Here is a 20041-nt window from a genome sequence, read left to right on the forward strand (position 1 = left end):
GCACGCAAGTTCAAAGAAACCGAATCCCAGTGTTACCACTGACATCCGTGTCACTTTCTCTTGCAGTGCAAGTGTCTGGCTCGCCAGGCACTTACACCTATCGGTTATTCGTTTTGTTAAAGAGCGGGCTGACTTCGTTTCGTTGCGTCGTCAGCAGAGGAGGCGAACTATACCCAGCCAACCCACACCCGTCAACACCCGCCACCACAGAAAACCCAACAAAATCGACAAGTCGTTGATCTGAAAGGACCACAAAATGCAAAAAAGGTTGGCCGCGGCCAACCTTGTCGTAAAAAGCCCGGCTAATGCCGGGCCGTATACATTACATATTCGGGTAATTCGGACCGCCACCGCCTTCCGGGGTAACCCAATTGATGTTCTGGGTCGGGTCCTTGATGTCGCAGGTCTTGCAGTGCACGCAGTTCTGCGCATTGATCTGTAGCCGCGGTTCGCCCTCTTCACGGCCGACGATCTCGTACACCCCGGCCGGACAGTAACGCTGTTCCGGCGCATCGTACTTTTCCAGATTGATGCGGATCGGCACCGACGCGTCCTTCAGCTGCAGGTGCGGCGGCTGGTCTTCGCTGTGGTTGGTGTTGGAGATGAACACCGACGACAGGCGATCGAAGGTCAGTACCCCATCCGGCTTCGGATAGGCGATTGGCGTGCACTCGTCCTTCGGCTTCAGGCACTCGTGGTCGGCGTGCTTGTGGCGCAGCGTCCACGGCGCCTTGCCGCGGAACAGGTAAGTGTCGATCGCTGAGTAGATCATCGCCGGCCACAGCCCCCAGCGGAACGCCGGACGGATGTTGCGCACGCTGTGCAGCTCGTCGTGCAGCCAGCTCTGCTTGAAGGCGGCGGTGTAGCCGACCGCTTCCGCGCCCTGCGCCTCGGGGTTGGCCGCAAACAGCGCGAACACCGCTTCCGCGGCCAGCATGCCGGACTTCATCGCGGTGTGGGTGCCCTTGATCTTCGGCACGTTGAGGAAGCCGGCGGTATCGCCGACCAGCACGCCGCCGGCGAAGGTCAGTTTCGGGATGCTCTGCAGGCCACCTTCGGAGATCGCACGCGCGCCGTAGGACAGGCGGCGGCCACCTTCGAACACACCCTTGATCGCCGGGTGGGTCTTGAAGCGCTGGAATTCCTCGTACGGCGACAGGTACGGGTTCTCGTAATCGAGACCGACCACGAAGCCGACCACCACCTGGTTGTTTTCCAGGTGATAGAGGAAGGAGCCGCCGTAGGTTTTCTGGTCCATCGGCCAGCCGGCGGTGTGGGTGATCTTGCCCGGCTCGTGCAGCTCCGGCTTCACTTCCCACAACTCCTTGATGCCGATGCCGTAGGTTTGCAGATCGGCGCCATCGCGCAGCTGGAAGCGCTCGAACAGTGTCTTAGTCAGCGAGCCGCGACAGCCTTCGGCGAAGATGGTCTGCTTCGCCCACAGCTCGATGCCTGGTTCGCCCTCTTCGTCACCGTTCTTGCCGGTGCCAACATTGCCGGTAGCCACGCCCTTCACCGAACCATCGGCGTGGTACAGCACTTCAGCGGCGGCAAAACCCGGGTAGATTTCCACGCCGTGTTCCTCGGCCTGCTGGCCGAGCCAGCGACAGAAGTTGCCCAGACTGATGATGTAGTTGCCCTCGTTATGCATCTGCGGCGGGGTGGGCAGCTGGATCGACTCGGTCTCGGTGAGCAGCAGGAAGCGATCTTTCTTGGCCGGGGTGTTGAGCGGCGCACCCTTTTCTTTCCAATCCGGGATCAGCTCGTTCAGCGTGCGCGGCTCCAGCACGGCGCCGGACAGGATGTGGGCACCGATCTCGGAGCCCTTTTCCAGCAGACAGACACTGATCTCCTGGCCTTTTTCCGCAGCCAGCTGCTTGAGGCGAATCGCCGCGGACAGGCCGGAAGGGCCGCCGCCGACGATTACCACGTCGTATTCCATGTATTCGCGTTCCACCGCTACTCCTTATGCGCCGTATCGGGACAGATCGCCCCAATAATGCAATGGTTGCCGCAATGCGTCAAAATCAAACGAGCGTTTAAACGGTGCCATCCGCCTTCAGTTGTGCAATCGCCGCACTGTCGTAGCCCAGCGAGGCCAGCACGGTGTCGGTGTGCTCGCCCAGTTTCGGCGGCGCCACTTCATAGCGCGGCGGAGTCGCAGACATCTTGATCGGGCACGCCACCAGCGGCACATCCTGGCCGGCGCTGTCTTTCAGATGGATTTCCATCTGCCGGTGTTTGATTTGCGGATCGGCAAACGCCTCCTCCACGGTATTGATCGGGCCGCATGGCACACCGGCGGCATCCAGCAGCTTCAGCCACTCATCACGCCCCTTGGCCAAGAAGGCGGCGGCCAACTGTGGCACCAGTTCGCCGCGGTTGCGCACGCGCTGCGGGTTGCTGGCAAAGCGCTCGTCGGCGCCCAGCACCGGCAGCCCCACCACCTCGCACACCGCGCGGAACTGTTTGTCGTTGCCACAAGCCAGGATGAAGTGGCTGTCGCCGGCAGTCTTGAACACCTGATAGGGCACGATATTGGGATGGGCATTGCCCAGCCGCGGCGGCACCTCGTGGCCGATCAGCCAGTTCATGTTGACGTTGGCCAGCATCGCCAGCGAGCAGTCGAACAGCGCCATATCGATGTACTGGCCTTCGCCGGTACGGTTGCGGGCGATCAGCGCCGCCTGCACCGCGTTGGCCGCATACAGGCCGGTGAACAGGTCGGTGACCGCCACGCCCACCTTGTGCGGCTCGCCGTCGGCCGGGCCGGTGATGCTCATCAGCCCGGACATGCCCTGCACAATGTAGTCGTAGCCCGGCAGCTCGGCATAGGGGCCGTCCTGGCCAAAGCCGGTGATGGAGCAGTACACCAGCCGCGAGTTGACCTGACGCAGGCTGCCGTAGTCGAGGCCGTATTTCTTCAGCCCGCCCACTTTATAGTTTTCCAGCAGCACGTCGGCCTGTGCGGCCAACTTGCGCACGATGTCCTGACCAGCCGCGGTGGTGATGTCCACCGTCAGCGACTGCTTGCCGCGGTTGGCGGCTAGGTAGTAGGCAGCGGTGCCATCCGCCAGGCTGGGCGGTGCCCACTGCCGGGTGTCGTCGCCGCTGCCCGGGCGCTCCACCTTGATGACTTCGGCGCCAAGATCGGCCAGCAGCTGGCCGGTCCACGGCCCGGCCAGCACGCGGGTGAGATCCAGCACCTTGATTCCGGACAGAGCTCCAGACATAACGCCACTCCTTATGTGTTCAATGTTGGCCGCAGCGGCCGGATATCCATGCCGCTGGGTGGGCCCACCGGCATGGATACAGAAAAAAAGCGGCCCGGTCGCACCGGGCCTCAAGGACAGACAGGAACCAACATCCCGCCGGGGTGGAGGCCGCCGGCGGAACATTACATCAGGCGAATGCCTGAATACCGGTCTGGGCCCGGCCCAGAATCAGGGCATGCACATCGTGCGTGCCTTCATAAGTGTTGACGGCTTCCAGGTTCATCACGTGACGGATGATGTGGAACTCGTCGCTGATGCCGTTACCGCCGTGCATGTCGCGGGCGATGCGGGCGATGTCCAGCGCCTTGCCGCAGTTGTTGCGCTTGATCAGGCTGATCATTTCCGGCGCGGCGCGGCCTTCGTCCATCAGGCGGCCGACGCGCAGCGCAGCCTGCAGGCCCAGGCTGATTTCGGTCTGCATATTGGCCAGCTTCAGCTGCACCAGCTGGGTAGCGGCCAGCGGGCGGTTGAACTGCTTGCGATCCAGCGTGTACTGGCGGGCGCCGTGCCAGCAGAACTCGGCGGCCCCCATCGCGCCCCAGGCAATACCGTAGCGCGCCTTGTTCAGGCAGCCGAACGGGCCTTTCAGACCGCGAACTTCCGGGAAAGCGTTTTCTTCCGGCACGAACACGTCGTCCATCACGATTTCGCCGGTGATGGAGGCGCGCAGCGAGAACTTGCCTTCAATCTTCGGCGCCGACAGGCCTTTCATGCCTTTTTCCAGCACGAAGCCGCGGATCTCGCCTTCGTCATCCTTGGCCCACACCACGAACACGTCGGCGATCGGGCTGTTGGTGATCCACATCTTGCTGCCTTTGAGGATGTAGCCACCGTCGGTCTTGCGGGCACGGCTCTTCATGCCGGCCGGGTCGGAACCGGCATCCGGTTCGGTCAGGCCAAAACAGCCGACCCATTCGCCAGTGGCAAGCTTGGGCAGGAACTTGTCCTTCTGTGCCTCGGTGCCGTAGGCCCAGATCGGGTGCATCACCAGGCTGGACTGTACCGACATGGCGGAGCGGTAACCGGAGTCGACACGCTCCACTTCGCGGGCGATCAGGCCGTAGGCCACGTGCGACAGCCCGGCGCAGCCGTGGGTGTCGATGGTGCAGCCCAACAGACCCAGTTCGCCCATCTCGCTCATGATTTCGCGGTCGAAGCGTTCTTCGCGGTTGGCGGTCAGCACGCGCGGCAGCAGGCGCTCCTGACAGTAGGCGTAGGCGGTTTCGCGCACCATACGTTCTTCGTCGGTGAGCTGATCGTTAAGCAGAAGGGCGTCGTCCCAAGCGAAAGGGGCACGAGCGGAAGTGGCAGCCATTGCGTTTCTCCTTTGTACTGTTCCGCTTTGCGGAATTCAGTTCTACAATGCAAAATAGACTAACAAGCGGACTGCCCGCTGTAAAGTTTTTTTCTTGGACCCCGGCAAGGGCTGCTCTATTCTTGCCACTCTGTTGAGAGGAAACCGTTGACGATGTCGTTGCTACCGCAAGAAGACGAAGAAAAGGACCGCCTGTTCGTGGTGGCGCTGGCGCGCGGCCTGCGCGTGCTGGCAGCGTTCCAGCCGGGGGAAAGCGCCCTATCCAACCAGATACTGGCGCAGCGCACCGGACTGCCCAAATCCACCGTGTCGCGCCTGACCTACACCCTGACCAAGCTGGGTTATCTGTCGCAGGATGGCGAAACCGGCTACTACCGCCTGGGGCTGGCGGTGCTGGCGCTGGGTTCGGCGGTGCTGGGCAGTTACGACATCCGCCGCATCGCCGCCCCGCTGATGCGCGAGTTTGCGCTCAAGCACACCATCTCCGTCAGCCTGGGCATGCGCGACGGTAGCGACATCGTGTATCTGGAAAGCTGTCGCAGCCAGGCGCGGGTGTCGGTGCAGCTCACCGTCGGCTCGCGCGTGCCGCTGGCCAGCACCGCCATCGGTCGCGCCTGTTACGCCGCGCTCAGCAACAGCGAGCGCGCGCAGCTGGATGGCGAACTGGCGGCGCGTTACGGCAAGGACTGGCCGCCAATGCAGGAGCGGCTGGAACAGGCGCGTCAGCAATACCTGCAGCGCGGCTACAGCGAGTCGTTCGGCGAGTTCGAACGCGACGTGATGGCGGTGGGCGTAGCGCTGCCGTCGCCGGCGCCCGGCATGCCGGCGCTGTGCCTGAATGCCAGCGGCCCAGCCTTTGCCTTCAGCCCGGAGCTGATGCGCAGCCAGATCGCGCCGGCACTGATGCTGCTGGCACGGCAGCTGGTGCCCGGCCACTAGGCAGCCGGCCACAACAGCAAAAAGGTTGGCCGCGGCCAACCTTTTTTGTTTTCGCACCCCGCGCCCGGCATCAGGCGCGGATGTAATTCACCAGCTGGTCGATCACGAATTGCTGCTCGTCGATGGTGGCGCGCACCAGATCGCCGATCGACAACAGGCCCAGCACCTTGTCGGCCTCCAGCACCGGCAGATGGCGGAAGCGCTTGTCGGTCATCAGCGCCATGCACTCGGCCACCGACTGCTCCGGCGTCACGTACATCACTTTGCTGGTCATGATGTCGCGCACCCTGGTGCCGGCCGAGGTACGGCCCTGCAGCACGATGCGGCGCGCGTAATCGCGCTCGGAGAAAATCCCCAGCACATCGCCCATGTCCATCACCAGCACGGCACCGATATCGTGCTCGGCCATGATCTGCAACGCCTGGAACACCGTGGCGTCCGGCCCCACCGTGATCAAGCCACTACGCTTGTGCTGCAACAACTGTCGCACTGTCTGCATGCCACCCTCCCCTCTTCAGGACAAGACTAGTCAACGCCGGCAAGCGGCCCTACCACTATAGACAGCATCCACGCCCGGCTACAGAAAAAAGCCGCCGCCGGGCGCCGCACCGCGCCCAGCCGGCCAGCGCCATGCAAAAGGGCCGCACATGGCGGCCCCTGGCGACAACGGCGGCAAGTCTCAGCCGGCCTTGATCATGGTGCCGACGCCGGCATCGGTGAGGATTTCCAGCAGCAGCGCGTGCGACACGCGGCCATCGATGATGTGTACCGAATTCACGCCGCTCTTGGCCGCATCCAGCGCCGAGCTGATCTTGGGCAGCATGCCGCCGCTGATGGTGCCGTCGGCAAACAGCTCGTCCACCTTGGCCGCGGTCAGACCGGTCAGCAGCTTGCCCTGCTTGTCCAGCACGCCCGGGGTGTTGGTCATCAACACCAGCTTCTCGGCCTTCAGCGTTTCCGCCAGCTTGCCGGCCACCACGTCGGCGTTGATGTTGTAGGCCTCGCCATTGCTGCCCACGCCGATCGGCGCCACCACCGGGATGAAGTCGTTACCGTCCAGCAGTGCCACCAGGCTGGGATCGATGTGCTCGATGTCGCCTACCTGGCCGATGTCGATCTGCTCGTCGGATTCCGATTTCAGGAACAGCTTGCTGGCACGGATGAAATGGCCGTCCTTGCCGGTGATGCCCACTGCCTTGCCGCCATGCTTGTTGATCAGCGACACGATTTCCTTGTTCACCAGCCCGCCCAGCACCATTTCCACCACGTCCATGGTTTCGCTGTCGGTGACGCGCATGCCCTGGATGAAGTGGCCTTCCTTGCCCACCCGCTCCAGCAGCTCGTTGATCTGCGGGCCGCCGCCATGCACCACCACCGGGTTCAAGCCCACCAGCTTCAGCAGCACCACGTCCTTGGCGAAGTCTTCTTTCAGCTTGTCGTCGGTCATGGCGTTGCCGCCGTACTTCACCACGATGGTCTTGCCATTGAAGGAACGGATATAGGGCAGGGCTTCGGCCAGGATGGCGGCCTTGTCGAGGGGGGCTACGCTCACGTCGCATTCTCCAGTACGGAACAAAAGGGGCCGCGCGGACGCGGCCAACATCAAGTGTTGCATTCTACCCAAGCAGTTTAGTGAATATTGATTTATTAATTGCCAGCATTCGAGCAGTTACCCTAAAGTGCCGCGATTACTGAACCAATATTCAGAGACACGCCATGAGCCAGGAACCCCGCTGCCCGATCGCCCGCTGGCGCCGCCGCAAGGAAGTGCGCCCGGCCGAGATCCTCGATGCCGCGCTGCAGTTGTTTGTCGACAAGGGCTTCAAGGCCACCAAGATGGAAGACATCGCCAAGGCCGCCGGCGTCACCAAGGGCACGCCCTATCTGTACTTCGAAAACAAGGAAGACATCTTCAAGGCGGTGGTGCGCGACAACCTGGTCACCCGGCTGGCGGATCTGGCCGAGCTGGCGGCGCAGTTCGACGGCAGCAGCGCCGAGCTGTTGCGGCTGATGATGCGGCGCTGGTGGCAGCAGGTCGGCGAATCGCCGCTGGCCGGCATCTGCAAGCTGATGTTCGCCGAGGCCACCAACTTTCCCGAGCTGGCGCGCTTCTACCACCGCGAGGTGATCGAGCCCAGCCACCAGGTGCTGCTGCGGGTGCTGGAGCGCGGCGTGGCCAGCGGCGAGTTCCGCCCGATGCCCGCCCACGCAGTGGTGGACACCCTGGTGGCGCCGATGCTGCTGAGCATGACCTGGCAATGCTCGCTGGGCCGCGTCATCGAAGACAGTCTGCACCGCAGCCTGCCGCCGCTGGAATACCTGGAAATCGCGCTGGACCTGATGCTGAACGGGCTGAAAGCCCGCGACTAAGCCGCCCGCGCACACAACAACAAGACGCACGAGGAATCCGACATGACAACGCATTACCGCATGCTGGCGCTGGCCAGCTTGACGCTGCTGGCACTGGCCGGCTGCAAGCAAGAGGTGCAACCGGTGGAAGAAATCCGCCCGGTACGCTACGTGCTGGCCGGCAGCGACAGCGCCGCCGACAGCCGCCTGTTCAGCGGCGAGATCCGCGCCCGCCACGAAAGCCAGCTCGCCTTCCGCGTGGCCGGCAAGGTGATCGCCAAGCGTGCCAATGCCGGCGACAGCGTGAAGAAGGGCCAGGTGCTGGCGCTGCTGGATGGCAGCGACTACCAGCTGGACACCAGTGCCAAGCAAGCACAGTTGGCCGCCGCCCAGGCCGAGCTGGCGCAGCAGCAGGCCGACCTGAAACGCTACCGCGAGCTGTTGACGCAGAACTTCATCAGCGCCGCGCAGGTGGAACGGCAGCAAACCGCGGTCAACGCCAGCCGCGCCAGTGTGCAGCAAGCGCAGGCCACGCTGTCCGCCAGCCGCAACCAGGGGGGCTACACCGCGCTGCTGGCCGATAGCGACGGCGTGATCAGCAGCATCAGCGCCGAGCCGGGCATGGTGGTGGCTGCCGGCCAGGCGGTGGCACGGCTGGCCGCCAGTGGCGAGCGCGAAGTGGCGTTCCAGGTGCCGGAAAACGCCGTCGCCGCGGTGCGAGGCGCCAGCGGCTTCAAGGTGAAACTGTGGGCCGACGGCCGCGAACTGGATGCGCGCTTGCGCGAACTGGCGGTCGATGCCGACAGCGCCACCCGCACCTACGCCGCCCGCCTGACCCTGCCGGCCGCCGACGACAGTGTGCGCCTGGGCATGACCGCCAGCGTGCGCGCCCAGCTGGCCGGCCAGGCCGGCAGCACGCTGCGCCTGCCGCTGGCCGCCATTCTCGACACCCAGGGCAAGCATTACGTGTGGGTGATCAACGCCCAGTCCAAGGTTGGCCGCAAGCAGGTCGACGTCGGCGCCACCGATGGCAGCAGCATCGCCATCAGCCGCGGCCTGAGCGGCGGCGAGAAGGTGGTCACTGCCGGCGTGCACCTGCTGCGCGACGACCAGCGCGTCAGCCTGCTGCAGCAGTAAGGGGCCGGCGATGATGAAAAAACTCAACCTGTCGGAATGGGCGCTGCGCAACAGCTCACTGGTGCGCTACCTGATGATCGTGCTGATGGTGGCCGGGCTGTTCTCCTACACCCAGCTGGGGCAGAAGGAAGACCCGGAGTTCACCTTCAAGGCGATGATGGTGAAGGTGCTGTGGCCGGGCGCCAGCGCGCTGGACACCGAGCAGCAAGTCACCGACAAGATCGAAAAGAAGCTGCAGGAAATGGGCGAGCTCGAATACGTGAAGAGCTACACCAAGCCGGGCGAAACCGTCCTGATCCTGTCGATACGCGAGGAAGTGCCGCCGAAGAGCGTGCCACAGCTGTGGTACACGGTGCGCAAGAAGATCGCCGACATGCAGTACACCCTGCCCGCCGGTGTGCAGGGGCCGTATTTCAACGATGAATTCGGCGACACCTTCGGCAACCTGTACGCCTTCACTGGCGACGGCTTCAATTACGAGGACTTGCGCAAGTATGTAGAGCAGGCCAAGCAGGAAGTGCTGCGCGTGCCGGATGTGGGCAAGGTCGACATCATCGGCGAGCAGGACGAACGCATCTACGTGACGCTAGACAGCGCCAAGCTGGCCGCCATGCAGCTGGATGCCAGCACGCTGTGGGCAACGTTGGCCGCACAGAACGCCATGACGCCGGCCGGCAGCTACGATACCGCCAGCGAGCGCATCTGGGTGCGCGTGTCCGGCAGCTACAACTCGGTACAGGCCATTGCCGACACCCCGCTCAGTGCCGGCGGCAAAAGCTTCCGCCTGGGCGACGTGGCCAAAGTGGAACGCCAGTTCGTCACCCCGCCCAGCTTCGGCATGCGCTTTGACGGCAAGCCGGCCATTGGTCTGGCCATCAGCATGAAAACCGGCGGTGACGTACTGAAGCTGGGGCAGAACCTGGAAGCGGTGATGACCGAGCTGCACGCCAAGCTGCCAGTAGGGGTGGAAGTGCACGCGGTGTCCGACCAGCCCAAGGTGGTGAAGAGCGCGGTGGGCGAATTCATGCGCTCGCTGGTGGAAGCGGTGATCATCGTGCTGGCGGTGAGCTTCTTCAGCCTGGGCGTGCGCACCGGCGTGGTGGTGGCGCTGTCGATTCCACTGGTGCTGGCGATGACTTTCCTCGCCATGTACTTCTTCAACATCGACCTGCAGCGCATCTCGCTGGGCTCGCTGATCATCGCGCTGGGCCTGCTGGTGGACGATGCCATCATCGCGGTGGAAATGATGGCGCTGAAGCTGGAACAGGGCTGGAACAAGTTTCAGGCCGCCACCTTTGCCTACACCAGTACCGCCTTCCCGATGCTGACCGGCACGCTGATCACCGCTGCCACCTTCCTGCCGGTGGGGCTGGCCAAGTCCAATGCCGGCGAATACGTGTTCAGCCTGTTCGCGGTGGTGTCGCTGGCGCTGGTGCTGTCGTGGATCGTGGCGGTGGTGTTCACCCCCTACCTGGGCTACCACCTGCTGCCGGACAATATGGCCAGCCACGGCCATGACGACGTGTATCACAAGCCGTTCTACCGCCGCTTCCGCCGCGCGGTGGAGTGGTGCCTGGACCACCGCAAGACAGTAATCACGCTGACGCTGACCGCCTTCCTGCTGTCGATGGTGGCGTTCAAGCTGTTCGTGCAGCAGCAGTTCTTCCCCTCCTCCAACCGCCCGGAGCTGCTGGTGGACATGTGGCTGCCGCAGGGCGCCAACTACGCCGCCACCGAACGCGAGGTGGCCAAGCTGGAAGCCCGCCTCAAGGGCGACGACAAGGTGGTGAGCGTCACCAGCTATGTCGGCGGCGGCAGCCCGCGCTTCTACCTGCCGCTGGACCAGCAGCAGCAGCACCTGAACTATGCGCAGGTGATGGTGATGACCCGCGACGAACACGTGCGCGAAGACGTGAAGCAGAAGCTGGAGCAGCTGTTCAGCACGGACTTCCCGCTGGTGCGCGGCCGCATCACCCGGCTGGAAAACGGCCCGCCGGTCGGCTACGCGGTACAGTTCCGCGTGATGGGCCCGGATCACGAGCAGGTGCGCAGCATTGCGGCCAACGTGGAAGCGCTGGTACGCGCCCACCCGGCCGCCCGTCACGTCAACAACGACTGGGGCGAGCAGGTGAAGGCGCTGCGCGTCGACATCGATCAGGACAAGGCACGCGCGCTGGGTATTTCCAGCCAGGGGCTGGCGCGCCAGCTGCAGCTGCTGCTCACCGGCAGCACGGTGACCGAATGGCGCGAGGGCGACAAGGCCATCGCCGTGGTGGCGCGGCTGTCCAACGACGAGCGCCGCAACGTGGCAGCGCTGGGCAGCCTGATGATCCAGACCAGCAGCGGCAAGTATGTACCGGTGGCGCAGATCGGCCACATCCGCTACGCGCCGGAAGAAAGCATCATCTGGCGCCGCAGCCGGTTGCCCACCATCTCGGTGCGCGCCGATGCCGCCGACGGGGTACAGGCATCGGATATTTCCGCCGCGCTGTGGCCCAAGCTGCAGACGCTGGAGAAAACCCTGCCGCTGGGCTATCACATCGAACTGGGCGGCTCGCTGGAAGCCAGCCAGAAATCGCAGGGCGCCATCGCCAAGGTGCAGCCGCTGATGCTGATCATCGTGTTCACGCTGCTGATGCTGCAGCTGAAGAGCTTCCAGCGCAGCCTACTGGTGGTGCTCACCGCGCCGCTGGGCATGATCGGCGTCACCCTGACGCTGCTGCTGTTCGGTGCGCCGTTCGGTTTCGTCGCCATGCTGGGGGTAATCGCGCTGGCCGGTATGATCATGCGCAACTCGGTGATCCTGGTGGACCAGATCGAAAGCGACATTGCCGAAGGCATTGACCGCTTCGAGGCGGTGGTCGGCTCCACCGTGCGCCGCTTCCGCCCGATCATGCTCACCGCGCTGGCCGCCATCCTGGCGATGATCCCGCTAACGCGCAGCACCTTCTGGGGGCCGATGGCGGTGGCCATCATGGGCGGGCTGCTGATCGCCACCGTGCTGACGCTGCTGTTCCTGCCGGCGCTGTACGCCGCCTGGTTCAAGGTCAAACGCCCGGACGGCACGCCCGCCCTTAGCGACTCTTAATAAACTTGGGGCTGAAAGCCGGCCGACTATGCGTTATGGTCTGGCTTTCAGCCCGTTTCAGGATTGACAGGTATTCCGATGAAAGCGCAAACCCAGCTGATAGTTGCCGGCGTACTGGCCCTGTGCGGCAGCCTGCCGGCCGCCGCCTTCGACCTCGCCGCCGCGGTGCAGGCCGCCCGCGATTACGACGCCAGTTATGCCGGTGCGCGGCAGACCCTGCTGGCCGGGCAGGAAAAAGCGGTACAGGGCCGCGCCCTGCTGCTGCCCAGCGTCGGGCTGTCCGCCGGCGTCACCCGCACCGATGCCATGAAGCCGGCCGCCGATGCCTACAACACGCGCAGCGTCGGCGTGCAGCTGACACAGCCGCTGTTCGACGTTGCCAGCTACACCGGCTACAAGAAAGGCCAGATCAGCACCGAGCTGGCAGGCGTGCAGTTTGCCGCCAGCAGCCAGCAGCTGGTGGCCGACGTGGCGCGCGCCTATTTCGACACCCTGCTGGCCGAGGATGTGCTCAACGTCACCCGCGCCACCAAGAAAGCCTACGAGCGCCAGCTGGCACAGGCGAAGAAGGCGTTTGAAGTTGGCACCGCCACCATTACCGACACCCACGAGGCGCAGGCCGGCTACGACGCGGCGCAGGCCAGCGAAATCGCCGCCGTCAGCGATCTGGAGATCAAGCGCGACACGCTGGCCAAGCTCACCGGCCTGAACGCGGAACAGATCAACCGCCTGCGCGGCAGCGTGGAGCTGGGCAGCGATATCGGCAGCCTGCAGAGCTGGCTCGACCGCGCCGCGGGCGGCAGCCTCAGCATCAAGAGCGCGCAACAGCAGCTGCAGCTGACGGAAGAAAGCCTGACCGCCGCCCGCGGCAAGCATCTGCCCACCGTGGAGCTGACTGCCGGCTACAGCAACAGCCACACCAGCGAACCCAGCAGCCGCCTCGCCGGCCGCGCCAGCACCGCCGGCAACACCCTGGGGCTGAACCTGAGCCTGCCGCTGTACGCCGGCGGCGGCATCAATTCGCAGGTACGCGAGGCGGCGGCCAACCTGGAAAAGGCGCGCACCGACGTGGAAGCATCGCGCCGCGACGTGGCACTGGCGGTGCGCAGCGCCTGGCTGGGGGTCAGCAACGGCACCGCGCTGGTCAAGGCGCAGGAGCAGCTGCTGGTTTCCGCCAAGAGCAAGCTGGATGCCACCCGGCTGGGGCGCGAAGTGGGCGTGCGCACCAACCTCGACCTGCTGAACGCCGAAAGCAGCTACCAGGACGCAGTGCGCGCACTGGCCTCGGCGCGCTACAACCTGCTGTATGCACGCCTGGCGCTGGCGCTGGCCGCCGGCGAACTGGACGATCAGGCCGTCGCCACCGTCAACCGCTTCTTCTGATCAGCCAGCCGCGCGCCACGCAGCTCGGTCGCGCCGCCGGTTTTATTTTGCAAAAACGCTACCGCCACCTTGCCAAGGTTGGCCGTAGCGTTTTTACTTACGAACCAGGCCGATATGCGGGACAAAAAACCGCATGGCGGAACAAACAACACCCAACACAGCACAAGTGTTTAATTTATCCATCACATGTGGCTTTTTGCTAAACACGAGACTAGAATAAAGCCCATGCTCTAGCCACGCCGGCCCCCCGTCCGGCGACCGCCGGAACCGTCGTCTACAAGGAGAGATTCAATGAGCCCGCAAGAACTGATGCAACGTAAAGCCAACGCCACCCCGCGCGGTGTGGGCGTGATGTGTTCCTTCTTCGCCGAGCGCGCGAAGAATGCCGAGATCTGGGACACCGAAGGCAAGCGTTACATCGATTTTGCCGGTGGTATCGGCGTGCTGAACACCGGCCACCTGCATGACAAGGTACAAGCCGCCGTGGCCGAGCAGCTGAACAAGTTCAGCCACACCTGCTACCAGGTGGTGCCGTACGAACTGTATATCGAAGTGGCCGAACAGCTGAACCAGCTGACCCCGGGCAACTACGCCAAGAAAACCGCGTTCTACACCACCGGCGCCGAAGCCGTGGAGAACGCCGTGAAAATCGCCCGCGCCGCGACCGGCCGTCCGGGCATCATCGCCTTCGGCGGCGGCTTCCACGGCCGTACCCTGATGGGCATGGCGCTGACCGGCAAGGTTGCCCCGTACAAGATCGGTTTCGGCCCGTTCCCGTCCGACGTGTACCACGGCCTGTTCCCGAACCCGCTGCACGGCGTATCGGTGGAAGAATCCATCGCCAGCGTTGAGCGCCTGTTCAAGTACGACATCGAAGCTACCCGCGTGGCCGCCATCATCTTCGAACCGGTACAGGGCGAAGGTGGCTTCTACGCCGCGCCGGCCGAATGGGTACGCGCCATCCGCGCGCTGTGCGACAAGCACGGCATCCTGCTGATCGCCGACGAAGTGCAGGCCGGCTTTGCCCGTACCGGCAAGTTCTTCGCCATGGAACACTACGACGTGGCCCCGGATCTGATGACCATGGCCAAATCCATGGCTGGTGGTTTCCCGATCTCCGCCGTGGTGGGTAAGGCCGAATACATGGACGCACCGGCACCGGGCGGTCTGGGCGGCACCTACGCCGGCAGCCCGCTGGCACTGGCCGCGTCCAAAGCCGTGATCCAGGCGATCAAGGAAGAAAAGCTGCTGGAGCGCGCCAACCAGCTGGGCACCCAGCTGAAGGAAACCCTGAACGGCCTGAAAGCCGAGATTCCGCAGATCGCCGACGTGCGCGGTCTGGGCGCCATGATCGCCGTGGAATTCAACCAGGCCGGCAGCCACGAGCCGGATGCCGACTTCACCAAGAAGGTACAGACCAAGGCGCTGGAAGCCGGCCTGATCCTGCTGACCTGCGGTGTGTACGGTAACGTAGTACGCTTCCTGTTCCCGCTGACCATCGAAGACGCCATCTTCGAGGAAGCGCTGCAGAAGCTGGTTGCCGCCATCAAGGCCTGATCGCCTGAACTGAACTGACCTGCGGCCAACCTTGCGACACGCAACGTTGGCCGCATTGCATAACAAGGACACCACACCATGCTGAACCTGAAAGATCCTTCCCTGCTGCGTCAGCAGTGCTACATCAACGGCCAGTGGCTGGATGCCGATAGCGGCGAGACCATCGCGGTGACCAACCCGGCCACCGGCGAAACCATCGCCCACGTACCGAAAATGGGCCGTGCCGAAGCCCAGCGCGCCGTGGACGGTGCCGCTGAAGCCTTCAAGACCTGGAAGAAGAAATCCGCCAAGGAACGCGCCGGCATCCTGCGCAAGTGGTTCGACCTGATGATGGCCAACCAGGACGACCTGGCAGTGATCCTGACCTGCGAACAGGGCAAGCCGCTGGCCGAGGCCAAGGGCGAAATCGCCTACGGCGCCAGCTACATCGAGTGGTATGCCGAAGAAGCCAAACGCATCTACGGCGACACCATTCCGTCCACCGGCGCCGACAAGCGCATCCTGGTGACCAAGGAGCCGATCGGCGTTACTGCCGCCATCACGCCGTGGAACTTCCCCAATGCCATGATCACCCGCAAGGCTGCTCCGGCGCTGGCCGCCGGCTGCCCGATGGTGGTGCGCCCGGCCAGCCAGACCCCGCTGTCGGCACTGGCCATCGCCGTGCTGGCCGAGCGTGCCGGCATCCCGGCTGGCGTGTTCTCGGTACTCACCGGCGGCTCCACCGAAATCGGCGGCGTGCTCACCGGTAGCGACACCGTGAAGAAATTCTCCTTCACCGGCTCCACCGAGGTTGGCCGCAAGCTGATCAGCCAGTGTGCCGAGACAGTGAAGAAGGTATCGATGGAACTGGGCGGCAACGCACCGTTCATCGTATTCGACGACGCCGATCTGGATGCCGCCGTGGAAGGCGCAATGATCTCCAAGTACCGCAACGCTGGCCAGACTTGCGTCTGCGCCAACCGTCTGCTGGTGCAGGATGGCGTGTACGATGCCTTCGCCGAAAAATTCGCCGCCGCGGTGGCCAAGCTGAACGTGGGTAACGGCCTGGAAGCCGGCATCACCCAAGGCCCGATGATCGACGAGAACGCGGTGGCCAAGGTGGAAGAGCACATCGCCGACGCGCTGGCCAAGGGCGGCAACCTGGTAACCGGCGGCAAGCGCCACGAACTGGGCTACAGCTTCTTCGAGCCGACCGTGATCACCGGCGTGACCCCGGAAATGAAAGTGGCCAAGGAAGAAACCTTCGGCCCGCTGGCGCCACTGTTCCGCTTCAAGACCGAAGCCGACGCCATCCAGATGGCCAACGACACCGAATTCGGCCTGGCGTCCTACTTCTACGCCCGCGACATCGGCCGCATCTTCCGCGTGTCCGAAGGCCTGGAATACGGCATGGTGGCGGTGAACAGCGGCATCCTGTCCAACGAAGCCGCACCGTTCGGTGGCGTGAAGCAATCCGGCCTCGGCCGCGAAGGCTCCAAGTACGGTATCGAGGACTACCTGGAAATCAAATATGTGCTGCTGGGCGGCATCGATAAGTAAAAACTGCTTCACGAGCTAGCGAGCTAGGGTAAGACAAGGCGAAAGCGGCTGAGGAAGCGGAGTTGACATAAAGTCAATGAGCATTTCGAAGACGCTTTCAACGCCGTATCGCCGACGCGCAGCGGATCGTGTGCAGGCTCAAAGCCGCAACAGACAGGAAAGCAGCCGGCGTACAACAGGGGTAAGCCGGCTGCCCGACAACGGCAAAACCGCCGCTATCGCAAGATGGCGGCGGTTTTATTTTGGCGGCGGCTGCCGGCTAGCGGTCGCTGGCCACCAGCTGGTCGCGGCCCTGCTGCTTGGCATACTGGCAGCGGCGCCCGGCGCGCTGCAGCACCTCCTGCGCCAGCCGGTCGCCGCCCTGCACGATCGTCAGGCCGATGCTGACAGTCAGCGGCTGCAGGCCATCGTCACTGGCGGCACGCAGCTGGCCGACCTCGTGGCGGATATCGTTGAGGATGCGCTCGGCGGTGTCGCTGCTGCAGCGGTACAGCAGCAGTGCAAAGCTATCGGCATCCAGCCGCGCCACGCAATCGCTGGTGCGCAGCCGGCGCTGCAGAATGCGCGCCACCTCCTGCAGCAACCGGTCGCCGGCCTGCGGGCCGCCCTTGTCGTTGAACTGGCGGAAGTGGTCGAGGTCGAGCAGCGCCACGCAGTGCGGCTGCTGGCGGGTATTGTCGTCCGCCAGCAAGGCGCCCAGCGTGGCCAGCATGCCGCGGCGGTTGAGCACCCCGGTCAGCGCATCGTGCTCGGATTCGGCACGCAGGCCGCTTTCGCGCCGGCGGCGGGCGCTGTCGTCGCGCAGCACGCAGACCTTGTAGCCGTGCATGCTGCCGGCCGCCTCCACCATCGACAGGCTGAACAGCACCGGCAGCTGGCGCATGTCGCGCCCCAGCAGGTTCAGTGCCACGGTCTGGCCATGGTATTGCCCGGCCAGCAGCGCCAGTGTCACCGGCTGGTCGTGCTCCGGCAGGCTCAGCGACACGAACAGCCCCATGCTGCGGCCATGCGCCTGTTCCAGCTTCACCCCCAGCAGTTCGCACGCCGGCGCATTCATCTGCAGCACTTCATCGTGCTGGTTGGTCAGGATCACCGCATCGCCCACCGCCAGCAGCAGCGCTTGCAGCCGCTGACGCTCGGCAGCCAGGCAGCTCTGGTTCAGCTCGCTCACGCTGATGTCTTCCAGCACCGCCAGGAAGCGGGGCGCCGCGCCGCCGGGCATGCGGTTGCAACGCATCGTCACCAGCAGCGGCTCATGCCGCACATGGTTCAGGCGGAAGCGCTGCACAAACTCGCCGGCCGGCTCGCGGCTCCAGCGCTTCCACTCTGCGGCCAACTGTTGGTAGTGGCTGCTGTGCACTGCCTCCAGCCAGCTGCGGCCGAACCAGTATGCCGAACCGCGCTCCATGCCGGCCAGCGCCAGCGCCGCCTTGTTGCCGTAGCTGAGCACGCCGTCGGCGTCGCAGACGAACACCCCCAGCGGCGAGGTGTCGTTCAAGGCGCTGAACATCGCCTCGCGTGTGGCCAGGGTGTCGGCGACCTGGCGCCGCTCGTGAAATACCTGCGCGATGGTGGCCGCCAGCACCTGCAGCTCGTGGCAGCCTTCCACCAGGATGGCCTCGCCGCCGCCATCCGGCAGCGCCCGCACCTTGCGCTGCAGTGCCGTCAGCGGCCGCAGCAGCCGCTGGGTACCCCACCATGCCAGCGGCACGGCAGTCAGCAGCGCCAGCAACAGCAGCACTAGGTATTCGCTGGCCACCGCCGCCAGCGGGGCAAATGCCTCCTGCTGCGGGTAGACGCCGGTAAGCAGCCAGTTCACGTTATGCAGGTTGCGATACACGCGCACGGCGGCATCGCCCTGGTTGCCGGCCGGCAGCACGCTGCCGTCCCAGCCGGCCAGCGCACGCGCCAGCGTGGCATCGCTGCCGCTGGGCGCCGGCTGCAGAATGCGCGCGCGCTCCGGGTGCAGCAGGACGAGTTGCGACTGGCGGCTGGTCAGCGTGATGTAGCCGCTGTTGCCGATGCGCATGCCGCGCAATTCGCCAAACAGCTCCGGCGAGAACAGCTCCAGGCTACCGCCCAGCATGCCGGCGAACTGGCCGTGGCTGTCCAGGATCGGCGCGGTGAACACCACCACGCTGCGGTTGAGGTTGCCGCGGGTGCGCAGCGGCTCCGACACCCCGGCGCGCAGCGTCTGCCGCGTCTGCTGGAAATAGGCGCGGTCGCCCAGCTGCAGGCCGACGCGCCCGGGCAGCGCCGGGTAGTCGGCCACGATGCGGCCGTCGGCGTCGTACAGCACCACGCTGCCGAAGCTGCCTTTCAGGTAGTGGAACTGCTGGATGATTGCGCCGCCATGCAGGCGGATGTCGTCGGCGGACGGCTGCAGGTTGGCCGCAGCCTGTTCCAGCAGCACCTGGCGACTGCGCACACGCTCGTCGATATCGTCCGCCAGGCGGGCGACCACCGCCTCGACGTAGTGCAGTTGCTGCCCGCGCAGGCGCGCGCTGTCCTGCTGGTAACCCACGCCGCACAACAGCAGCGACACCAGCAGAATGGCCAGCGAACAGAACAAAGCCAGGCGCGCCTGTAGCGAGCCTGGCCAGATACCTTGCAACACGGAGAATCCTTATGATGACCGGCGGGCCGCAGCCGCGCCGGCGGCTGGCGTCTAGCCGGCGCTCTGCTGGCGGTCGCGCCCGGCGCGCTTGGCCTGCAACAGTGCGGCATCGGCGCGGTTGAGCAACTCGGAGTAGCGCTCGCCAGTACGATACTGGGCCAGACCGGCACTGATGGTAACCGATAATGCATCGGCGCCGACCCGGATGCGCAAGGCGGCAATACCGGCGCGCACGCGGTGGATAATGGCCTCCGCTTCGGCCAGCGAGGTTTCCGGCAGGATGATCAGGAACTCCTCGCCCCCCCAGCGGCCGCACAGATCGTACTCGCGCACCTCTGACTCCATCACCCGCGAGGTCTCGACCAATACGCTATCGCCAACATCATGACCATAGCTGTCATTGATAGGCTTGAAGCTGTCGATGTCCAGCATCGCCACGCAGAAGGCATGGCCGCGGCTGTCGCTGCGCTCCATTTCGGCGCGCAGCCGGTCCAGCAGCGGGCGGCGGTTGACCAGTGCCGTCAGCGGGTCGTGGGTCGCCGCCTCTTTCAGCGCCAGGTTCAGCTCGCGCATCATCTTCTGGTAGCGGTCGGAAATGCGCGCCACTTTTTCCAGCTGCCGCAGCTGCTTGTCGAAGCGCTCCGCCAGGCTCAGTTCGCGCTGGCGCGCCATGCTCTGATAGGCATCGGACACCCGGGTGATGCGCTCCATGCGCTCCAGCAGATCCTGGTACTGCTGCCACAGCTCGGACAGCGCCTGCGCCAACGGCGGCGCCTGTGGCGCCGGCTCGGCCAGCAGGGCCTGGATATGCGCTTCCAGCTCGCGGGTGTCGCGATTCATGG

Annotated in this window: 14 protein-coding genes; 7 read left to right on the top strand and 7 right to left on the bottom strand. The window is 64.7% G+C overall.

Annotated elements, in window-relative coordinates; all coding sequences use genetic code 11:
- Nucleotides 1-322: 322 nt before the first annotated feature.
- The 3 genes from ABNW52_RS02685 to ABNW52_RS02695 form a co-directional block, all read right to left on the bottom strand.
- Nucleotides 323-1942, bottom strand: a complete 1620-nt coding sequence (locus tag ABNW52_RS02685; RefSeq protein ID WP_349585015.1) for an electron transfer flavoprotein-ubiquinone oxidoreductase — start codon at nucleotides 1940-1942, stop codon at nucleotides 323-325.
- A gap of 97 nt (nucleotides 1943-2039) precedes the next feature.
- Entirely contained in the window at nucleotides 2040-3233 is a 1194-nt protein-coding gene (locus tag ABNW52_RS02690; RefSeq protein WP_349583669.1) for a CaiB/BaiF CoA transferase family protein, read from the bottom strand.
- Between the two features lie 169 nt (nucleotides 3234-3402).
- Entirely contained in the window at nucleotides 3403-4590 is a 1188-nt protein-coding gene (locus tag ABNW52_RS02695) for an acyl-CoA dehydrogenase (protein ID WP_349583672.1), read from the bottom strand.
- 153 nt (nucleotides 4591-4743) lie between these two features.
- Here ABNW52_RS02695 and ABNW52_RS02700 point away from each other — a divergent pair, with 153 nt between their 5' ends.
- The gene (locus ABNW52_RS02700; RefSeq protein ID WP_349583675.1) at nucleotides 4744-5529 is read left to right on the top strand and encodes an IclR family transcriptional regulator; all 786 of its coding nucleotides are present in this window, start codon (nucleotides 4744-4746) and stop codon (nucleotides 5527-5529) included.
- Nucleotides 5530-5599: 70 nt separating this feature from the next.
- Here the strand turns inward: ABNW52_RS02700 and ABNW52_RS02705 are convergent, their stop codons facing one another.
- Both ABNW52_RS02705 and argB read right to left on the bottom strand, forming a co-directional pair.
- Nucleotides 5600-6028, bottom strand: a complete 429-nt coding sequence (locus ABNW52_RS02705; RefSeq protein ID WP_349583678.1) for a CBS domain-containing protein — start codon at nucleotides 6026-6028, stop codon at nucleotides 5600-5602.
- 180 nt (nucleotides 6029-6208) lie between these two features.
- On the bottom strand, nucleotides 6209-7081 hold the full coding sequence (argB, locus tag ABNW52_RS02710) for an acetylglutamate kinase (RefSeq protein ID WP_349583681.1): 873 nt from the start codon (nucleotides 7079-7081) through the stop codon (nucleotides 6209-6211).
- A 164-nt stretch (nucleotides 7082-7245) separates the two neighbouring features.
- Here argB and ABNW52_RS02715 point away from each other — a divergent pair, with 164 nt between their 5' ends.
- The 6 genes from ABNW52_RS02715 to gabD all read left to right on the top strand — a co-directional run bounded on the left by ABNW52_RS02715 (nucleotide 7246) and on the right by gabD (nucleotide 16582).
- Nucleotides 7246-7899 carry a TetR/AcrR family transcriptional regulator gene (locus ABNW52_RS02715; RefSeq protein ID WP_349583684.1) on the top strand — a complete coding sequence of 218 codons (654 nt, stop codon included), beginning with the start codon at nucleotides 7246-7248 and terminating at the stop codon, nucleotides 7897-7899.
- Nucleotides 7900-7941: 42 nt separating this feature from the next.
- Nucleotides 7942-9015 (top strand): efflux RND transporter periplasmic adaptor subunit, encoded by a 1074-nt coding sequence (locus ABNW52_RS02720; protein ID WP_349583687.1) that lies wholly within the window; start codon nucleotides 7942-7944, stop codon nucleotides 9013-9015.
- Between the two features lie 10 nt (nucleotides 9016-9025).
- On the top strand, nucleotides 9026-12103 hold the full coding sequence (locus ABNW52_RS02725) for an efflux RND transporter permease subunit (RefSeq protein ID WP_349583690.1): 3078 nt from the start codon (nucleotides 9026-9028) through the stop codon (nucleotides 12101-12103).
- Nucleotides 12104-12181: 78 nt separating this feature from the next.
- Nucleotides 12182-13486, top strand: a complete 1305-nt coding sequence (locus ABNW52_RS02730; RefSeq protein ID WP_349583693.1) for a TolC family outer membrane protein — start codon at nucleotides 12182-12184, stop codon at nucleotides 13484-13486.
- A gap of 291 nt (nucleotides 13487-13777) precedes the next feature.
- Entirely contained in the window at nucleotides 13778-15043 is a 1266-nt protein-coding gene (gene gabT, locus ABNW52_RS02735; RefSeq protein WP_349583697.1) for a 4-aminobutyrate--2-oxoglutarate transaminase, read from the top strand.
- A 78-nt stretch (nucleotides 15044-15121) separates the two neighbouring features.
- Nucleotides 15122-16582 carry an NADP-dependent succinate-semialdehyde dehydrogenase gene (gabD, locus tag ABNW52_RS02740; RefSeq protein WP_349583700.1) on the top strand — a complete coding sequence of 487 codons (1461 nt, stop codon included), beginning with the start codon at nucleotides 15122-15124 and terminating at the stop codon, nucleotides 16580-16582.
- Nucleotides 16583-16841: 259 nt separating this feature from the next.
- Here gabD and ABNW52_RS02745 read toward each other — a convergent pair whose 3' ends face one another.
- Nucleotides 16842-19199, bottom strand: a complete 2358-nt coding sequence (locus ABNW52_RS02745) for a diguanylate cyclase domain-containing protein (protein ID WP_349583703.1) — start codon at nucleotides 19197-19199, stop codon at nucleotides 16842-16844.
- 51 nt (nucleotides 19200-19250) lie between these two features.
- Complete coding sequence (siaD, locus tag ABNW52_RS02750) at nucleotides 19251-20039, bottom strand: biofilm regulation diguanylate cyclase SiaD (RefSeq protein ID WP_349583706.1); 789 nt, start codon at nucleotides 20037-20039, stop codon at nucleotides 19251-19253.
- Nucleotides 20040-20041: the final 2 nt, after the last annotated feature.

Source organism: Vogesella oryzagri (genome assembly GCF_040148885.1).
In the GTDB taxonomy this organism is placed as follows: Bacteria; Pseudomonadota; Gammaproteobacteria; order Burkholderiales; family Chromobacteriaceae; genus Vogesella; species Vogesella oryzagri.